General features: G+C 44.6%; 19 protein-coding genes. 17 read left to right on the forward strand and 2 right to left on the reverse strand.

Annotated features, from left to right (window positions below; all coding sequences use genetic code 11):
• Positions 1-39: 39 nt before the first annotated feature.
• Entirely contained in the window at positions 40-387 is a 348-nt protein-coding gene (locus PQG66_RS21785) for a dehydrogenase (protein ID WP_272039926.1), read from the reverse strand.
• Positions 388-545: 158 nt separating this feature from the next.
• Between PQG66_RS21785 and PQG66_RS21790 the strand changes: the two genes are divergently transcribed.
• From PQG66_RS21790 to PQG66_RS21865, 16 genes are all read left to right on the forward strand, one after another.
• Positions 546-1163, forward strand: coding sequence for a DedA family protein (locus tag PQG66_RS21790; RefSeq protein ID WP_272039927.1), 618 nt, complete (start codon positions 546-548; stop codon positions 1161-1163).
• Positions 1163-1732, forward strand: coding sequence for a thioredoxin family protein (locus PQG66_RS21795; protein WP_272039929.1), 570 nt, complete (start codon positions 1163-1165; stop codon positions 1730-1732). The genes PQG66_RS21790 and PQG66_RS21795 overlap by 1 nt, the downstream gene beginning before the upstream one ends.
• Positions 1733-1737: 5 nt before the next feature.
• Positions 1738-2370, forward strand: coding sequence for an MBL fold metallo-hydrolase (locus PQG66_RS21800; protein ID WP_272039930.1), 633 nt, complete (start codon positions 1738-1740; stop codon positions 2368-2370).
• 767 nt (positions 2371-3137) lie between these two features.
• Positions 3138-3680 (forward strand): RNA polymerase sigma factor SigY, encoded by a 543-nt coding sequence (gene sigY, locus PQG66_RS21805; protein WP_272039931.1) that lies wholly within the window; start codon positions 3138-3140, stop codon positions 3678-3680.
• A 1-nt stretch (position 3681) separates the two neighbouring features.
• Complete coding sequence (locus PQG66_RS21810; RefSeq protein WP_272039932.1) at positions 3682-4020, forward strand: YxlC family protein; 339 nt, start codon at positions 3682-3684, stop codon at positions 4018-4020.
• On the forward strand, positions 4013-4243 hold the full coding sequence (locus tag PQG66_RS21815) for a sigmaY antisigma factor component (RefSeq protein WP_272039933.1): 231 nt from the start codon (positions 4013-4015) through the stop codon (positions 4241-4243). The genes PQG66_RS21810 and PQG66_RS21815 overlap by 8 nt, the downstream gene beginning before the upstream one ends.
• Before the next feature lie 155 nt (positions 4244-4398).
• The gene (locus tag PQG66_RS21820; RefSeq protein WP_272039934.1) at positions 4399-4782 is read left to right on the forward strand and encodes an ATPase; all 384 of its coding nucleotides are present in this window, start codon (positions 4399-4401) and stop codon (positions 4780-4782) included.
• Between the two features lie 248 nt (positions 4783-5030).
• Positions 5031-5318, forward strand: a complete 288-nt coding sequence (gene gatC / locus PQG66_RS21825) for an Asp-tRNA(Asn)/Glu-tRNA(Gln) amidotransferase subunit GatC (RefSeq protein ID WP_272039935.1) — start codon at positions 5031-5033, stop codon at positions 5316-5318.
• A 28-nt stretch (positions 5319-5346) separates the two neighbouring features.
• Positions 5347-6804, forward strand: coding sequence for an Asp-tRNA(Asn)/Glu-tRNA(Gln) amidotransferase subunit GatA (gene gatA, locus PQG66_RS21830; protein WP_272039936.1), 1458 nt, complete (start codon positions 5347-5349; stop codon positions 6802-6804).
• A gap of 26 nt (positions 6805-6830) precedes the next feature.
• A complete protein-coding gene (gene gatB / locus PQG66_RS21835) occupies positions 6831-8270 on the forward strand; it encodes an Asp-tRNA(Asn)/Glu-tRNA(Gln) amidotransferase subunit GatB (protein WP_272039938.1) in 1440 nt (479 codons plus the stop codon).
• A 136-nt stretch (positions 8271-8406) separates the two neighbouring features.
• Entirely contained in the window at positions 8407-8874 is a 468-nt protein-coding gene (locus PQG66_RS21840) for a GNAT family N-acetyltransferase (protein ID WP_272039939.1), read from the forward strand.
• Positions 8875-8907: 33 nt separating this feature from the next.
• Positions 8908-9618, forward strand: coding sequence for an MgtC/SapB family protein (locus tag PQG66_RS21845; RefSeq protein ID WP_272039940.1), 711 nt, complete (start codon positions 8908-8910; stop codon positions 9616-9618).
• A 144-nt stretch (positions 9619-9762) separates the two neighbouring features.
• Entirely contained in the window at positions 9763-10356 is a 594-nt protein-coding gene (locus PQG66_RS21850; RefSeq protein ID WP_272039941.1) for a hypothetical protein, read from the forward strand.
• Between the two features lie 24 nt (positions 10357-10380).
• Positions 10381-11766, forward strand: coding sequence for a DUF4097 family beta strand repeat-containing protein (locus PQG66_RS21855; protein ID WP_272039942.1), 1386 nt, complete (start codon positions 10381-10383; stop codon positions 11764-11766).
• A gap of 156 nt (positions 11767-11922) precedes the next feature.
• Entirely contained in the window at positions 11923-12348 is a 426-nt protein-coding gene (gene perR, locus PQG66_RS21860; protein WP_272039943.1) for a peroxide-responsive transcriptional repressor PerR, read from the forward strand.
• A 116-nt stretch (positions 12349-12464) separates the two neighbouring features.
• Positions 12465-14228 carry a glycosyl hydrolase family 18 protein gene (locus PQG66_RS21865; RefSeq protein WP_442955156.1) on the forward strand — a complete coding sequence of 588 codons (1764 nt, stop codon included), beginning with the start codon at positions 12465-12467 and terminating at the stop codon, positions 14226-14228.
• Between the two features lie 148 nt (positions 14229-14376).
• Here PQG66_RS21865 and PQG66_RS21870 read toward each other — a convergent pair whose 3' ends face one another.
• Positions 14377-14754, reverse strand: coding sequence for a DUF2614 family zinc ribbon-containing protein (locus tag PQG66_RS21870; protein ID WP_272039945.1), 378 nt, complete (start codon positions 14752-14754; stop codon positions 14377-14379).
• 130 nt (positions 14755-14884) lie between these two features.
• Here PQG66_RS21870 and PQG66_RS21875 point away from each other — a divergent pair, with 130 nt between their 5' ends.
• Positions 14885-15763, forward strand: a complete 879-nt coding sequence (locus PQG66_RS21875; RefSeq protein ID WP_272039946.1) for a nucleotidyltransferase-like protein — start codon at positions 14885-14887, stop codon at positions 15761-15763.
• The last annotated feature ends 413 nt before the right edge of the window (positions 15764-16176 follow it).

The raw sequence follows: 16176 nt of genomic DNA on the forward strand, positions 1-16176 counted from the left end.
TCGTTTTGCCTGTCTCTAGTGTCTCTTCTGAGTATTCTTTTACAGACGGTAACCACCGAAGGCGTGCTTGAAAGCTTCCTTCAATGGCTCAACCTCGACGTTCCACAGAGCTGCAATTTCTTTACTGACTTCCGTGTTCCACCACTCGCACAATTTTTTGCGGTCATTGCGATGTTCTCCAATCCAGAGCAGGTTTGCGATCACTTTGGTGTAGTAGCATTCCTCTGCCTGCTTCATGAGTTCTGGAGAGATGTACAGTTTCAGCCTTTTGGCTGTACGATATAGTTCTTTGCTACAGGCGCGGCGAATTCCACGAGCGGAAGGCAGGTTTTGACCAGATTGCTTATGTTTGACCGGGGGAGATCCAGGCACGGATTTAAATGACACGTTCTCACACTCCTCTCCCCATACCATATGCGGATCAGCCTTGGCGGGATACTGTTCCGTTCCCATAAGTAGCCACGTTCCGGGGCCTGTGATAAAATAAGAGCAACATCCATTGTATTGCAGAGCAACGTCATTCAGGAAAAAGGAAGAGGGTTGAGATGGACGTTATTCATAACATTGTCAGCCAATTATTCGACTGGATTCAAAGCCTTGGATATTTCGGCATTATGTTGGGTCTAATGATGGAGGTTATTCCTAGCGAGATTGTGCTGGCATATGGTGGTTTTCTCGTTTCTCAGCATCACATTAATTTCTTCGGTGCAATGGTATTCGGTACCATTGGCGGGGTATTGGCTCAGCTGTTTATTTACTGGATCGGCCGTTATGGCGGCAGACCTGTACTTGAACGCTACGGCAAATACATATTGATTCAGAAAAAACACATTGATCATTCCGAAGAATGGTTCCGCAAATATGGTACAGGTGTTATTTTCACAGCGCGGTTTGTCCCGGTTGTAAGACATGCCATTTCGATTCCTGCCGGCATCACCAAAATGCATACAGGAAAATTCATTCTGCTCACTACACTCGCTGTTATACCTTGGACTGCATTGTTTATATATTTAGGGATGATTCTCGGAGATCAGTGGGAGCATGTAGACGAGAAAGCGGCACCGTATATTATGCCGATTTTGCTTGTTGCACTTGCTCTAATGATTATTTATGTATTGATTAAATGGATGAATGTACGAAAAAAGAGAGGAAGTGTGAAGTAATGTCCAAACCTAACTTGTCTCACAAATTCGGTAAAGGTCTACCGCCGAAGGAATTTATCGCTAGCATGACCAAAAATCAAAGTGAATTCCAAACTAACTATGACAACTTTGTCTGGTCCAGTGAAGAGGATCGTGAATTTTTCGAAAGTCTGAACCATCGTGACGACCTTCGCGTGCTGATCTTGGCAGCAGATTGGTGCGGTGACGTTGTCCGGAATATTCCGGTCGTATTTCAAGCACTGGAGATTTCTGGTATCCCAACCGAAGTGCTCATTATGGAGAATCACCCGGAAGTGATGGATGAATTCCTGACGATGGGCGGTCGTTCGGTTCCAATCGTGATCTTTGCAGACACAGGAGGACATGTACTTGGTCAATGGGGGCCGCGCCCACAGCATGTGCAAGAAGTTATGGTTGAATTCAAACGACTGAATCCAGACCGTGAAGCTGCAGACTATCAGGACAATATGGCTGAAGCACGCAAAGAAATTTTGAAACGTTACGGGGAAGGAACGGAGTCCCATGCAGTGATTATTCGTGAGCTGCGTGAACTGATTTCGGGTTTTTAATTCATATGCTGAACATTCGTACATTTACACTCGGACCATTGCAAACGAATGCTTACCTGTTACAGGGTGAAGATCCGGGCAAAGCTGTCATTGTTGATCCAGGTATGAATCCCGGCCCGTTACTGAAGGCAATTCAGGATTTGGAGATCGAGGCTATTCTTTTGACCCATGCTCATTTTGATCATATCGGCGGTGTAGAGGAGATTCGCAAGCTGAAGGACTGTCCTGTTTACTTGCATGACCTTGAAAGTGAATGGCTGACTACAGCCAAGCTGAACGGATCATTAAACTGGCCACAGGTCACACCTCCTATTACCGCGAATCCAGCCGAGTTTGCATTGGAAGAAGGTCAGAAGCTGCAACTGATTGGTCATACATTCCAGGTGTATCATACCCCAGGACACTCTCCGGGGAGTGTAAGTCTGCTTTGTGAAAATGATCTATTTGCTGGGGATGTGCTATTCCGGATGGGCGTGGGTAGAACTGACCTGACGGGTGGGCGAGAACGTGATCTGATTGATTCTATTCAGAACAAACTCTATCGTTTTCCTGATGATGTTAAGGTATATCCAGGTCATGGTCCCAAAACAACGATAGGTTATGAGAAGCAGAATAATCCTTACGTTCCTGCAAGATAATTCGACAAGATAAGTGAATTAAGTCTGGACAAGCATCCCTTTTTTTATTAGAATAGCAATTAGTTATTACAAGCGTTAAGGCATCACTTAACTAAAGCGTTAAACTGAAATACCCTAACTTGCGAAGCACGCAGACTGTGGTCTATACCCGGTTTGCGTTCTTTTTTTTGTCTTGGTGCCGAAGTGTAGAGAAAAAGGAACATATAGAAATGAAGAAAGTAATAGAAAGAAGAGAAGTTACAGCATGTATATGATGAATAAGATTGCAGAAGTAGGACGATTTGAAGTGAACGAGAGTGAGGGAAATAGATGTGGAGAAAATAAGAATTACCTCGCAGAGTCAGCCGCTGGAGTACACATGTCTTGATGATCGCCAGTTGGTATTAGATTCTGTCATGCATTCCGTTATCACGGAACGTGCTTACTCGAAAGTATACATACCTAATATTAGCCTTAATACTACCTTTACGAATGCAGACTCACACTTTTCAATCTTAGCAAGTACGAATGAAGATCATTCAGATGTGGTTAAGCTGAACAGAGAACATATGAACGGCAACGTTAGGACTCGACAAAATATTTGGAATAGCCATGTGTTTAGGAACGGAGCTAACAAGCAACGGTGGTTCGACAAACTGCAAGATTACCGAAATGGCGTCTGATTGCCCGGGAAATTGTCGGTTCTATTTTTATTTTAGAAAAAAAAATTATCTCGTATTGAACGAATTGACGGAGTTTATCGTATTACGTTTAGATTAAACAAGAAAATGGTGATCATCATGTTGAGAGCAGCTGAATTGGAGGAAGTGCGTAGAGCAGCAGAGGGCGATGACAGTGCACTCGCTGCACTATTACAGCGCCATTACTCGTTTGTTTACAAATACCTCATGAAAGTTACGATGGACCCCAACCTGGCTGAAGAGATTGTCCAGGATACGATGGTTCGCTGTATGGAAAACATTCGGCGATATGATGGTAGTTCAGCATTTTCATCATGGATGATCACCATCGCAACCCGAATCTACATTGATCGAACCAGACGAAGGAAGAGAGAACAGAGCTGGCTTGATCTCATTCGCCATCAGGCAATCCGTCGCTTTCGCTGGCAACTCGAAAGTCGAAATGAGGAATGGACGGATGTGATGGATGCGATGACAAGATTAACCTCAGAGCATCGCATTACTGTATTGCTGAAGCATTATTATGGCTATAGTTACGAAGAGATTGGAGAGATGCTGGGTATTCCTGCTGGGACAGCAAAGTCTCGCACAGCTTATGGTCTCCGTCAACTTAGAAAGGAGCTGGAATAGAATGAGCAGATCGAATGAGACATCGGAGCAGGAAGTTGTAAGCCGATTACAACAGTCTATGAAAGCGCTGGATGATGTCTGTGAACCTGCGGAGATTCCTTCGCTGGCATCCCTCGAATCCCGCGTCAGGGAACATAGACGTATAAAGCGTAGAGCTCATCTCGTCGAAATGTTGTGTTTCTGGCTCGTTGCTTTACTTGTGATTGCATTAGGAACGTTGCTATTTGTATCTTCTCCTGTCGTGTTCTTGGGAATTCAGGTCTTAGGCACAGTCCTTGCCGTCATCGCGGCTACGTTATGGTTTATCCGGCAACGGAGGGAGATGGCACATCATGAATAAATTACATTACTCGTTAGAAGAGATTCCCCCGGTCATACTATTGCTTCTTGCGTTATTACTTTTAATTCAAGGCACGTGGATGTTTCGTGATGCTCGCAAAAGAAGTCGGTTCCCTTGGTTATGGGGGTTGTGGGGGATAACCAGTATTCCGGGCCCTCTTTTGATTTACTGGCTGATTGTAATTCGTACAGACCGAAAACGACGTAGAAACAAGTACACCTAACATTGATTTAGTAAGCAATTAGAGATACTTTTTGAAAAAATAAAAAAGATTTTGCACAAATATGTTGTTTAAATCTAGTATTCCTAGACATCGTTATTCTTTTCTAGTAGACTATACAAATAAATAATAATGATAGACTACCAGGAGGTTAGACGATGCTGCGATTAGGAGAAAAAGTTGTCATCGTCGCGGATACGTTCGAGCAGAATCTTCCTGTGGGGGAATATGGATACATCATCGCTTATGACCGGAATCCGGACAATGCGTTCGATTACGTGCTTCGAGTGCCGCTGGTTAATCGGAACTTTTTTGTTCCATCCGGCGACGTCGATCTGGAAGAGGTTCTGCTGAAGCAGGAAGCTGAGCGGGTCGAGCGAGAAGCGTTGATAGATTACGCCCTTGCGACACATAATGAGAGATTGTTTCATCAATTGATGAACGGTGAACCTCAAACTGTGGAAGAAGAAGAAGAGACCGCGACTGATGTGATGTCCCAGGCGGATTTTATAAAGCAGGTTAATCTGCGTGCATGGATTTAAGCATTTGAATTTCAGGAGTCGGCTGATGCCGGCTCCTTTTTTGCTTTTTGGTGTGTGGAGAGTGACACATGAACTGCTCTGGCTACAGTGTTTTTGCTTTTACATAAAACGGAGATGCCATTTGCATTGAATTGTCGAACTATCTCACCTATAATTAGAAAAGTTATCTTGGGACTTTAGCCCATTAAACGATCGCTTCGTTTGTAGGGGTTGTCCAAGCAAAGAACGAATGAAGGAGGCATCCGATAATGAGTATTTCGAGCAATGATGTTCAGCATGTAGCCAAGTTGGCTCGTCTTAATCTGACTGCTGAAGAAGAACAGACGCTGACAGGTCAGCTGAATGCGATCTTAAAATATGCAGAGAAGTTGAACGAACTGAATACAGACAACATTGAGCCTACGACTCACGTTCTGCATGTCAGCAACGTGATGCGTGAAGATGAAACGAAGGAAAGCCTGTCCATCGAACAGGTCATGCACAATGCACCAGAAGAAGAAGGCGGGCAGTTTAAAGTACCTGCTGTCATGGAATAACAGATAAATTGGAAGGAGGACAAGCACTGTGAGTTTATTTGAACAATCCTTGCCTGAGTTACATAACAAGCTGCACACCAAAGAGTTGTCGGTTAGCGATCTGGTAGATCAGGCTTATAAAAATATTAGTGCGCATGATGACAAGGTGAAGGCTTATTTGACACTGGACGAGGAGAATGCACGCGCACGCGCTCGTCAGCTAGATGAACGTCTTGTCAATGGTGAGGAGAAAGGTTTGCTATTTGGCTTACCTGTCGGTATTAAAGACAATATCGTAACAAACGGACTGCGCACCACATGCGCAAGCCAGTTCCTTCGTAATTTCGACCCGGTGTATGATGCAACAGTTGTCGAAAAACTGAAAGCAGCAGATACAGTAACCCTCGGTAAGTTGAATATGGATGAATTTGCCATGGGTGGTTCCAACGAAAATTCCAGTTTCTCACCAGTGCATAATCCTTGGGCACTTGATCATGTTCCAGGTGGCTCATCAGGGGGTTCTGCTGCAGCAGTTGCAGCGGGAGAAGCATACTTTACACTTGGATCAGACACGGGTGGTTCTATCCGTCAGCCGGCTTCCTACTGTGGTGTTGTAGGATTGAAGCCAACGTACGGGCTGGTATCCCGCTTTGGTCTGGTGGCCTTTGCGTCATCACTCGACCAGATTGGACCTTTGACCAAAAATGTAGAAGATTCTGCTTATGTATTGCAAGCCATTGCCGGATATGATGCGAAAGATTCGACATCTGCAAATGTAGATATTCCGGATTATTTGAGCGGACTGACGGGTGATGTGAAAGGATTGCGCATCGCTGTGCCGAAAGAATATATCGGTGAAGGCGTTGATCCACAGGTCAAAGAGACTGTTCTTGCTGCGCTCAAAGTGCTTGAAGGGCTTGGGGCTACTTGGGAAGAGGTATCTTTGCCGCATACCGAATATGCAGTAGCTACGTATTATCTGCTCGCTTCTTCTGAAGCTTCCTCCAACTTGGCTCGTTTTGACGGTGTACGCTACGGTGTACGTGCAGACAATCCTGAGAATCTACTGGATCTGTACCATCAGTCCAGAAGCCAGGGGTTTGGTCCAGAAGTGAAACGTCGTATTATGCTCGGAACCTATGCACTCAGCTCCGGGTATTATGATGCGTATTACTTGAAAGCTCAAAAAGTACGCACACTGATCAAACAGGACTTTGATGATGTATTTGCCAAGTATGATGTCATTATTGGTCCTACTGCACCTACAACGGCATTTAAGTTGGGGTCTCAAGTAGACAATCCACTTACGATGTATCTGAACGACATTCTGACGATTCCAGTCAACTTGGCGGGCGTCCCAGCGATCAGCATTCCTTGCGGATTTGCAGACGGTTTGCCTGTTGGATTACAGATTATCGGTAAAGCATTTGATGAAACGACCGTACTGCGCGTAGCGCATGCGTATGAACAAAATACAGCATTCCACAAGCAGCGTCCGCAGCTGTAGACTGCCCGGAACGGAGGTAAATCGAAATGTCCGCATCTAAATATGAAACGGTCGTTGGACTTGAAGTCCACGTGGAGTTACATACGAACTCCAAAATTTTCTGTGGCTGCTCCACTGAATTTGGAGCTCCGCCAAATACACACACCTGTCCGGTCTGTCTCGGACACCCGGGCGTATTGCCTGTGCTGAATCGTCAGGCTGTTGACTATGCAATGAAAGCTGCTATGGCTCTTAACTGTACAATCGCCGATGTCAGCAAGTTTGATCGTAAAAACTATTTCTACCCGGATTCACCTAAAGCGTATCAGATTTCACAGTTTGATCAGCCGATTGGTGAGAATGGCTGGATTGATATCGAAGTGAATGGTGAGACCAAACGAATTGGTATCACGCGTTTGCATCTGGAAGAGGATGCAGGAAAGCTCACACATGTGGACGGTGGTTATGCCTCCCTTGTGGACTTTAACCGTGTCGGAACCCCGCTCGTAGAGATTGTATCCGAGCCGGAAATTTCTTCTCCAGAAGAAGCACGTGCATATTTGGAAAAACTTCGTGCCATTATGCAGTATTGTGAAGTATCGGATGTGAAGATGGAAGAGGGTTCACTTCGTTGTGATGCCAACATCAGCTTGCGTCCACATGGTCAGGAGAAGCTCGGCACCCGGGCGGAACTGAAAAATATGAACTCCTTCCGTGGTGTACAACGCGGCTTGGAATATGAACAATATCGTCAGGCTGAAATTCTGGATGAAGGCGGCGAAGTCGTTCAAGAGACACGTCGATGGGATGAAGCTCAGGGCAAAACGTTGTCGATGCGTGGCAAAGAACAAGCGCATGACTATCGGTATTTCCCAGATCCAGATCTCGTAAAACTGCATATTGATGCTGAATGGAAAGAACGTATCAGAGCTTCCATTCCTGAATTGCCGGATCAACGTAAAGCTCGGTATACTGCGGATTATGGTCTGCCGAGTTACGATGCTGAGGTAATCACTTCCTCCAAAGCCATTGCAGATCTGTTTGAGGACAGTCTTCAATATACACAGGATGCCAAATCCGTCTCCAATTGGATTATGGGGGACCTACTAGGTTATCTCAACACGAATAACCTTGAAGTGACACAGGTTCCTCTGACAGGTCAAGGACTTGGCGAAATGATTGGATTGCTGGAGAAGGGAACCATTAACAGCAAAATCGCCAAAACCGTATTCAAAGAAATGCTGGAGAGCGGCAAGCTTCCTCAGCAGATCGTTGAAGAAAAGGGACTGGTTCAAATCAGTGACGAAGGAGCTATCCTCGCTATCGTAGAACAGGTCGTTGCGAATAATCCGCAATCGGTTGAGGATTATAAGGCTGGTAAACAAAAAGCGATCGGCTTCCTTGTGGGTCAAGTTATGAAAGAAAGTAAAGGTAAGGCCAACCCGGCCCTCGCGAACCAACTACTTTCAGATGTATTGAACCGCTAATCCCTCCGGTGTGGTCGGACAAATAGAGGCTCGTCCCTGTGACAGCCTCTTTTTGTTATAAACATTATGGCGTAATCTGTTATTTGGAAATAACATTTCCAGTTCATTAAGCCAAATCCGAAGGAGCTACGAAACAATGAAGATTCAATTATTGTCGCTACGTGATGAAGATATGTTAGCCCAGCTGTGGAGGCTGCAACATATGGCTTATCGGCTGGAAGCAAAGATCATCGGATTTCAAGACATTCCGCCTTTATTTGATACGATGGAGACGCTACAGAATTGTGAAGAGACGTTTTACGGATGCATAGACGAGGGGGATGGTGAACTCCTTGGTGCAGTGGCTGTAAAAGAGGAAGAGCAGAATACACTAACCATCACACGAATGATGGTACATCCGAATCATTTTCGCAAAGGAATTGCAACAGCGCTAATGCAGCAAGTATTTAAAGAGCATCCGGACCTGCCCCGTTATATCGTTTCTACAGGAACGCTTAACACAGCTGCGGTGAAATTATATATGGGTTTTGGATTTAAACCCGTGGAAGCAGTAGAGATTGCACCTGGAGTGGAATTAACAACATTTCATAAGAATATGCTTTAAGCATGTGAACAACTTAGAGGGGGAACAATGACGTTGAGCAATCCTTGGTTTATTGACGAGTGGCATATTTTGCTTCGTTTATTGCTGGCTATGCTGCTAGGTGGACTTGTTGGTCTGGAACGTGAGCGATCTAATCATGCTGCTGGACTTCGAACGCATATTCTTGTATGCCTTGGCGCATCACTGATTATGATGTTATCTATTTATGGTTTTAAAGATTTTGCACATGAATTAAATGTACGGATTGACCCGGCACGTCTGGCCACAGCTGTGATTACTGGCGTCGGATTTTTGGGCGCGGGAACGATACTTTTTACGGGAAAGTCCATCACAGGGCTTACAACTGCAGCTTCAATCTGGGTTGTTGCTGCTATAGGTCTTGCCGCGGGTGCTGGTTTCTTTTTTGCCTCCATCGTCTCCACCGTACTCGTACTCTTGAATCTTTGGGTGTTTAACAAATTAGAGCTGAGATATCTGCGTGGTAACAAGCTGCATGTGATTACTCTTCACACGTTGTCTGAGCCTGGGACGTTAGAAAGAGTATCGTCATTTATGGAGCAGGAGAAGGTTAGAATACGCAAAATTACAGTGAATGAGCAGGATTTGGCTTTTGCAGAAGTGGCATCCGTCGAGAGAAAAATAGAGATTGTACTCCACGTTCAGGTACCACATGATTTTAGAACGATCGAGATTGTCTCCAAATTAAGAGAATGGGAACACATGACAAAAGTATCGATCGAGTAAGAAAGTCTTAACCCTCCGAGCACAGAAATGGCGGAGGTTTTTTTATATCCAATTTTCTTCCAGTTACTCTTTAGGAGCTTTAGGGTAGTATCTAACCAAATGCATAATGAGTTACGGCTTATTTCCCAACGAAAGGAGTACGTTATGAAGAAAGGTCTTACAGACAATGCAGGAGCGGGGAAGGCGACCAATCCCAAGAAGGTAAGAAACAAAACACACAAGTTTATTGCGGTTCTTCTGAGTGCCGTTATTCCAGGTTTGGGACACATTTATTTGCGGCTTTATATGCGAGGATTGACATTTATACTGCTGGTATTACTTGATTTGTCTGCTCTGTTATACTTCTCATCTATCGGTATACAGATCAATGTGCCTCTACTTATATTGCTGGCTTTCTGTATTCCAGTAATTTATTTTTATAACGTATATGATGTGTTGCAGTCGGCTGACTGGGTTATGATGCGTAGGCGGAGGGTTGTCACTCAGAGCAATATGGACAAGCAGTCCGTTGAACGTACTGAAGGAGAGCGCATGATGGTATGGGAGCGAGGTATTTCATTTGGGCTTCTGTTAATCGTGGGAGGTTCACTGATGGTGCTATTCTTTCGCAAACCACGTTGGTTTCAAGAAATTATCGCCATATACGGCGGATATTCATTTGCTGTTCTGTTGGTTGTAGGTGGCCTGACACTATTTGGACGAGAGTTCTGGGTTATGTTGCGCAGGAAGAAATCATAGAAACAAATGCAAGGAGGGAAAAGAATGAACCGTAAAATCCGGGTTGGACGTTATACGGCTTCCGCCTTAATTACGGCAGTTGGTGTACTTCTCATTTTGGATAAACGGTGGGGTACAGACTACCTTTACGAAGTGGTGGATTGGTGGCCATTTATACTTGTAGCTCTCGGCGTGGAGTGGATTGCATTGTTCCTGTTGATGCGCGGGGGAGGCAAGCCAAGTACAGATCGTTCAACTCAGGCGGATGAGCGTCCAAGAACACGTTTTAGACCGGACGCCAAAGGCATTCTGGCTTCTTTACTTTTGGCGGCTTCTGTGTTTATTTTGACGGAACAAGATCACTACATGCATCTATGGAACAGAGTAAGTCTTAATCTGGGCGCTGCTTCAATGGATTATAGTCAGGCGGCTGGATATATGGAGGAGAAGGATATCATTACAGTTCCTGTCCATATGAATACTTCGGATATCGTGGTTGAAGGGGTGAACGGTGATATTTCGCTGCAGCGCGGAGATACCGATGATATTGAGGTGAAAACCGTTGTTTGGGTAGATCAAACATCTGAAGTCCAGGCCAAGGCAGTAGCTTCGGCTTCATTTGTAGAGGCAGAAGGAGATAAGGTCATTCATATCAAAGCAACAGGTAAAGCGTATGGTGAAAACGAAAAAACACAGCCACGTATGAATATGACGATTACAGTACCGGATGACCGCCGATTCAATCTGGATATTCGTACATCCAATGGCGCGATATTGTTAAATCGTCCTGAAGCCATCAGTACGATTCTTGCCGAGACGGGAAACGGGCGAATCCGTATTACGAATGCGGTTGGAGATATATCGGGGAAAACATTAAATGGTGATGTGATTGTAGCAAATGCTATAGGCAATGTGGATATGGATAGTAACCGTGGAGATATGAAAGCACGAGGGGTCTCGGGGGATGTGGATTTGACTACACAAGTGGGAAATGTCAGTATCACGGATTCTTTGGGTGAGTTCATCGCCGAGACGCGGAACGGGAATATTACGCTAGACGGAGCCAATCTCGCGGTGAAAGCTCAGTCTCTTAATGGCAGCATTAGCATTGTATCCACCAAAGTCGGGGGAGATTGGGAAGTATACAGTGCGGTTGGTGCGATTAATGTGATGATTCCTGAACGCGGTGATTATAGTTTGATCGGTTCCAGCAGTTACGGTGATTTGCAAACGGATCTTCCATTCAACGTAAAAAACAAAACGATAGAAGGTCAGCTTGGAGAAGGAGAGTACAGGATCAAAATTGAAGGGAATAGTGATTTGACCGTTCAGCGTAATCCTGAAGTGGCTGTACCCGAAGCCTCATCTACCGAATCTGACGAAACGAATTCCCAACAAGATTCCACGGAAGTTCCTGCTTCGCCGCGTTGACAATAAACTTGCAATCGCCGTACAATAAAAGTACACTGACAAGGTTACATGACGTGAGAGAGCTTTTGTTGTTGTGTACAGTCAGCAAATAACACTCTGTGCAGAGTGATCGAATCACTTTTTTAACAGAGAATGAAAGGTAAGGCGGTGGGCATTATGGCAACACGTGTCCAACATGCGTTGGAGCAGCTCAAAACGACTGGTGTCCGTATTACACCCCAACGTCATGCCATATTAAACTATTTGATGGAATCGATGGGGCATCCGACAGCCGATGAGATTTACCGGGCGCTTGAACCTCAATTCCCGAGTATGAGCGTGGCGACAGTATATAACAATCTGAAAATGTTTCTGGAAGCAGGAATGGTCCGGGAGCTGACCTACGGAGATAATTCAAGCCGCTTTGATGCCAATGTGACAGATCATTATCATGTCATATGTGACCGATGCGGGAAGATCGAAGATTTCAGTTATCCTTCATTGAAGAGTGTAGAGCTCCAGGCAGAGTCCAGTACGGGATTCGAAGTACATGGTCATCGATTGGAAGTATATGGTGTATGCAAGAGTTGCAGGAATGAATAGAGATGATTTACAATACTAACGTGTGGAATTCAGTATGGGTTCTTCACGTTTTTTATTTATACAAGGCATTTGCAGCGGACAGCAAGTAGATTGACCATTCACTCTAGCAGATGTATATGATCATCAAGGGATATAACGGAGGTAGTCGTTTGGGTAGAAAAAGTAAATATACACGTCGTAAACGACGTTCATTTTGGCCAGGGCTGATCGCAGCCTGTCTTGTAGCTGGGGGTGCCTATTGGCTTGTTACCAATGTATGGTTGAATAAGGTTTATGAGGAACCGGATTGGTTGGGAAAGAATCAACCTATATTTGTAGATGGACTTCTTATGGAAGAGGAAGCCTATGGAACAGGGGCGCAGCTTAAATTGCCTGTAAAGGTATTGCAAGAAACAATCGATCCCGGCATACGTTACGAACCTGAATCAGGTGACATCATTATTGCTTCTCCGCAGCGGGTGCTGCATATGAAAGAGGGGAGTAAGAAGGCAGAACTGAATCATAAAGATTATCCCCTGAAAGTGAAGCCGGAGGTAAAGGCTAATGAAGCATACATTCCTCTTCAACCACTGAAAGAAGTATACGGTCTGACGGTGCAAGAAGACTCCACGACGGGAGCAGTTATCCTGATGCGGGGTGGAGATACGATACAATATGCAGCAATTGATACCTTATCATCTAAGGAAGATGCAACAGTACCCCTATACAAGCGTGGGGAGAAGTCATCGCCGATCCTCGCAGATATGCAGCACGACACGAGAGTGCGTGTGTGGCAGACGGGAGAAGAACAGAGTTTTGTGCAGATGGATAACGGTTATGCTGGTTATGTAGATAACGAGTATATGGTTTTGGGTGAGAAAAAGAAGCTGGCCACACCAAAGTTCACACTCACTGCAGCGGAGAAAAAGTGGAAAAACAAGCCCGTAAATCTAGTCTGGGAAGCTGTCTATAATCGTCAACCCGACATAGGCTCAATTGGGAAGATGCCAGGAGTCAACGTGGTCAGCCCGACATGGTTCCATATTACAGATGGCAAAGGGACAGTGAAAAGTAAAGGTGATCATTCCTACGTCAACTGGGCTCATCGCTCTGGGATGGAAGTCTGGGGGTTGATGGATAACAGTTTTGATCCGGATATTACGAAGGAAGCACTCTCTACCTATGCCAATCGTACACATATCATCGAGCAGATGCTGGATTACGCCAAAACGTTCCGTCTGGATGGCATCAATATTGATTTTGAAAATGTTTATACGGATGATGGGGCAAACGTTACACAGTTTGTGCGCGAAATGAGGGCGATGGCTCGCATTCACGGACTGATGTTATCCGTGGATGTTACGCCAAAATCCAATAGCGAAATGTGGTCTAAGTTTTTGGATCGTCGTGGTTTAGGCGCATACGCGGATTATATTGTAGTCATGGCATATGATGAACACTGGGCAGCTAGTCCCAAAGCAGGCTCGGTAGCTTCACTTCCATGGACCGAAACTTCGGTGCGCCGCATACTTGAAGAAGATGAAGTACCTTCGGACAAGCTGATCATGGCAGTTCCTTTATACACCCGGATATGGACTGAAGAAGCGAATGAACAGGGGGAGATCAAAGTTTCTTCCAAAGCGGTAGGTATGAATACCGTACAGGAATTGATCAAAGAGAAAAAACTCAAACCTGTTCTGGATCAAGCAAGCGGACAAAATTACGTGGAGTATAAAGAAGACGGCGCAGTTAAAAAAATCTGGATTGAAGATGAGTTGTCCCTGCAGGCACGGGTAGATCTTATATCTTCACTGAAACTTGGTGGAGTAGCTGCGTGGAACAGAAGTTTTGCGAACGCGTCGGCGTGGGAAACGTTAAAACAAGCAGGTTATTCAAAATGATTTTGAAATCATCCAAGTCTTATAGACTGCTTAATTCAAAAAAAAGGTCCGGTAGAGATACCGGGCCTTTTTTGGTCTGTCGCTAGATTGAGGGTTGGTTAGTGAATTCATAAGATCAGAGAGTTTAATTGTAACGTGGGTAGCACCGTTATTTGGACGGCGTGGCGGGTGGAGCAGTTGTATCCATAGGAGGACTAGTCGTGTTGGCTTTGTTCGGATCCATAGTAAGAATCGTATGACAAAACATACAGCGGTCTGTTTTCCCCAACATTTTGGTTAATTTGCCGCATTCCGGACAATCGACCTGAACAGCACTCGTTGATAGCATGCCTGCCCAGAAATAAATGATTAGACTGCCCAGCATGGCAACAAGTCCAATCACGAGGCCAACAGCAGCAATGATCTTTCCAGCATGTCCCCAGAACACAATTCCGGCTGTCCCGAGTACCATTAGGCCCATTCCTAACATGGTTAACAGTAATCCCCAAGTGCGAAAAGCATTAATTTTTGCTGATTTAAAAATCATAAAAATGCTCCTATCGTATGAGTAGTATCTGACCCGAAAAAGAAGGAAACGTCGTACTTCATGTAGAATTACATTATAACTGACTTGGCAGTATTCTGCCATGAAATGTATAAAGAGTATGGAGGGACTCGTGGAATTAAATAACCTAGCTTTTTTGTCTGAACCGTCGGAAGAGACAGGGGTAGTTGGGGCTATCGCTTATTCCCACCCGGGAGAGCGATTCCACGGCTCCCTGATTCAGGATTTTGATTTGCTGATACTGATCGTGCAAAACACAGAACAAGCTATATCGAAAGTAGAACATTACAGATACGGAGATCTCCGATATCAGATGATCTATGCTAGCCGCTTCGATCTGCAGATGACTGCAGTTACTGGGGGGCATTATAATCTCATGCAATGTCTGATTGATGGGGAGATCATCTGGGAAGAGGATAATCAGATTAGTGATCTGCGTAAAGAATTGTCTTCATTCGGAAATGAGTTGCGTGAACAAAAACTGTTCTATGAGTTCACCCGTTTTTTGAGGATGTACGTTGAGGCCAAGCGACATATTCAGCAAGGGCATGTAGTGGATGCTTACTATGATGTACTTGAAACATTGGGCAGTTGGGCAAGAATTGTACTCATTGAACAGGGCATATACCCTGATCATACCGTCTGGACACACATACAACAATTAGATCGTGCGTTGTGGAAGCTTTACCAGGAGCTCACCGTAAGTTCCGAGACGCTGGAGCAGCGGGTGGAACTGGTCTTGCTTGCTTGTGAGTTTTCGGTCATGTCGAAAATGGGAGATTGCTCTGAACTTCTGTTGCGTGTAATAAGGAGTAGGAAAGAGCCTTGGAGTGTTAATGAGCTTGTCAATCATCCTCAACTAAGATTTGTCCGTAATGACTTACCACTGGTCCTTCGTAAACTTGTGTTTCGTTCTATTGTAAAAGAATCAGCCGGTTGGCCTTCTCTCGAAGGGGAAGGAAGGGAAATCCGATACTGGATTGAGGCTTAATATTTTAACCGATTCAGATATGTGAAATGAAGTGTATTAAGGAGGGGGGACCTTCCTTTTTTTGTTTGTTTTATAATTTAGATATAGGTGTTGACTCCTGTCTAGTGAATATGGTACATTATATTTCGTTCCCCAAATGAGTGAAATACGAATTTATTTGTGGAAAAGTGAAGAACAAGAGAGCCTGAAAAAGAATCAAAAAAAAGTTCTTGACGAAAACAAACGAAATATGTTACATTATTTAAGTCGCTGCTGAAACTTGGTTGAGACGAAAATGATGAAACAAAATCGTGTTTGATCTTTGAAAACTGAACAACGAGTGAGTACTGATCTTGCTTGCAAGATCAACAATGAGATTTTTAATCTCGTCAGATTCAAAATGAGCTAATCGCTCTTTTCAATACTTTATTGGA

It is taken from the genome of Paenibacillus sp. JJ-100 (assembly GCF_948329825.1).
In the GTDB taxonomy this organism is placed as follows: Bacteria; Bacillota; Bacilli; order Paenibacillales; family Paenibacillaceae; genus Paenibacillus.

Bases quoted from the DNA above. Each gene is read 5' to 3' on its own strand.
- PQG66_RS21790 (WP_272039927.1), top strand. From the start codon at position 546: ATGGACGTTATTCATAACATTGTCAGCCAATTATTCGACTGGATTCAA.
- PQG66_RS21795 (WP_272039929.1), top strand. From the start codon at position 1,163: ATGTCCAAACCTAACTTGTCTCACAAATTCGGTAAAGGTCTACCGCCG.
- PQG66_RS21800 (WP_272039930.1), top strand. From the start codon at position 1,738: ATGCTGAACATTCGTACATTTACACTCGGACCATTGCAAACGAATGCT.
- sigY (WP_272039931.1), top strand. From the start codon at position 3,138: ATGGTGATCATCATGTTGAGAGCAGCTGAATTGGAGGAAGTGCGTAGA.
- PQG66_RS21810 (WP_272039932.1), top strand. From the start codon at position 3,682: ATGAGCAGATCGAATGAGACATCGGAGCAGGAAGTTGTAAGCCGATTA.
- PQG66_RS21815 (WP_272039933.1), top strand. From the start codon at position 4,013: ATGAATAAATTACATTACTCGTTAGAAGAGATTCCCCCGGTCATACTA.
- PQG66_RS21820 (WP_272039934.1), top strand. From the start codon at position 4,399: ATGCTGCGATTAGGAGAAAAAGTTGTCATCGTCGCGGATACGTTCGAG.
- gatC (WP_272039935.1), top strand. From the start codon at position 5,031: ATGAGTATTTCGAGCAATGATGTTCAGCATGTAGCCAAGTTGGCTCGT.
- gatB (WP_272039938.1), top strand. From the start codon at position 6,831: ATGTCCGCATCTAAATATGAAACGGTCGTTGGACTTGAAGTCCACGTG.
- PQG66_RS21840 (WP_272039939.1), top strand. From the start codon at position 8,407: ATGAAGATTCAATTATTGTCGCTACGTGATGAAGATATGTTAGCCCAG.
- PQG66_RS21850 (WP_272039941.1), top strand. From the start codon at position 9,763: ATGAAGAAAGGTCTTACAGACAATGCAGGAGCGGGGAAGGCGACCAAT.
- PQG66_RS21855 (WP_272039942.1), top strand. From the start codon at position 10,381: ATGAACCGTAAAATCCGGGTTGGACGTTATACGGCTTCCGCCTTAATT.
- perR (WP_272039943.1), top strand. From the start codon at position 11,923: ATGGCAACACGTGTCCAACATGCGTTGGAGCAGCTCAAAACGACTGGT.
- PQG66_RS21865 (WP_442955156.1), top strand. From the start codon at position 12,465: ATGATCATCAAGGGATATAACGGAGGTAGTCGTTTGGGTAGAAAAAGT.
- PQG66_RS21870 (WP_272039945.1), bottom strand. From the start codon at position 14,754: ATGATTTTTAAATCAGCAAAAATTAATGCTTTTCGCACTTGGGGATTA.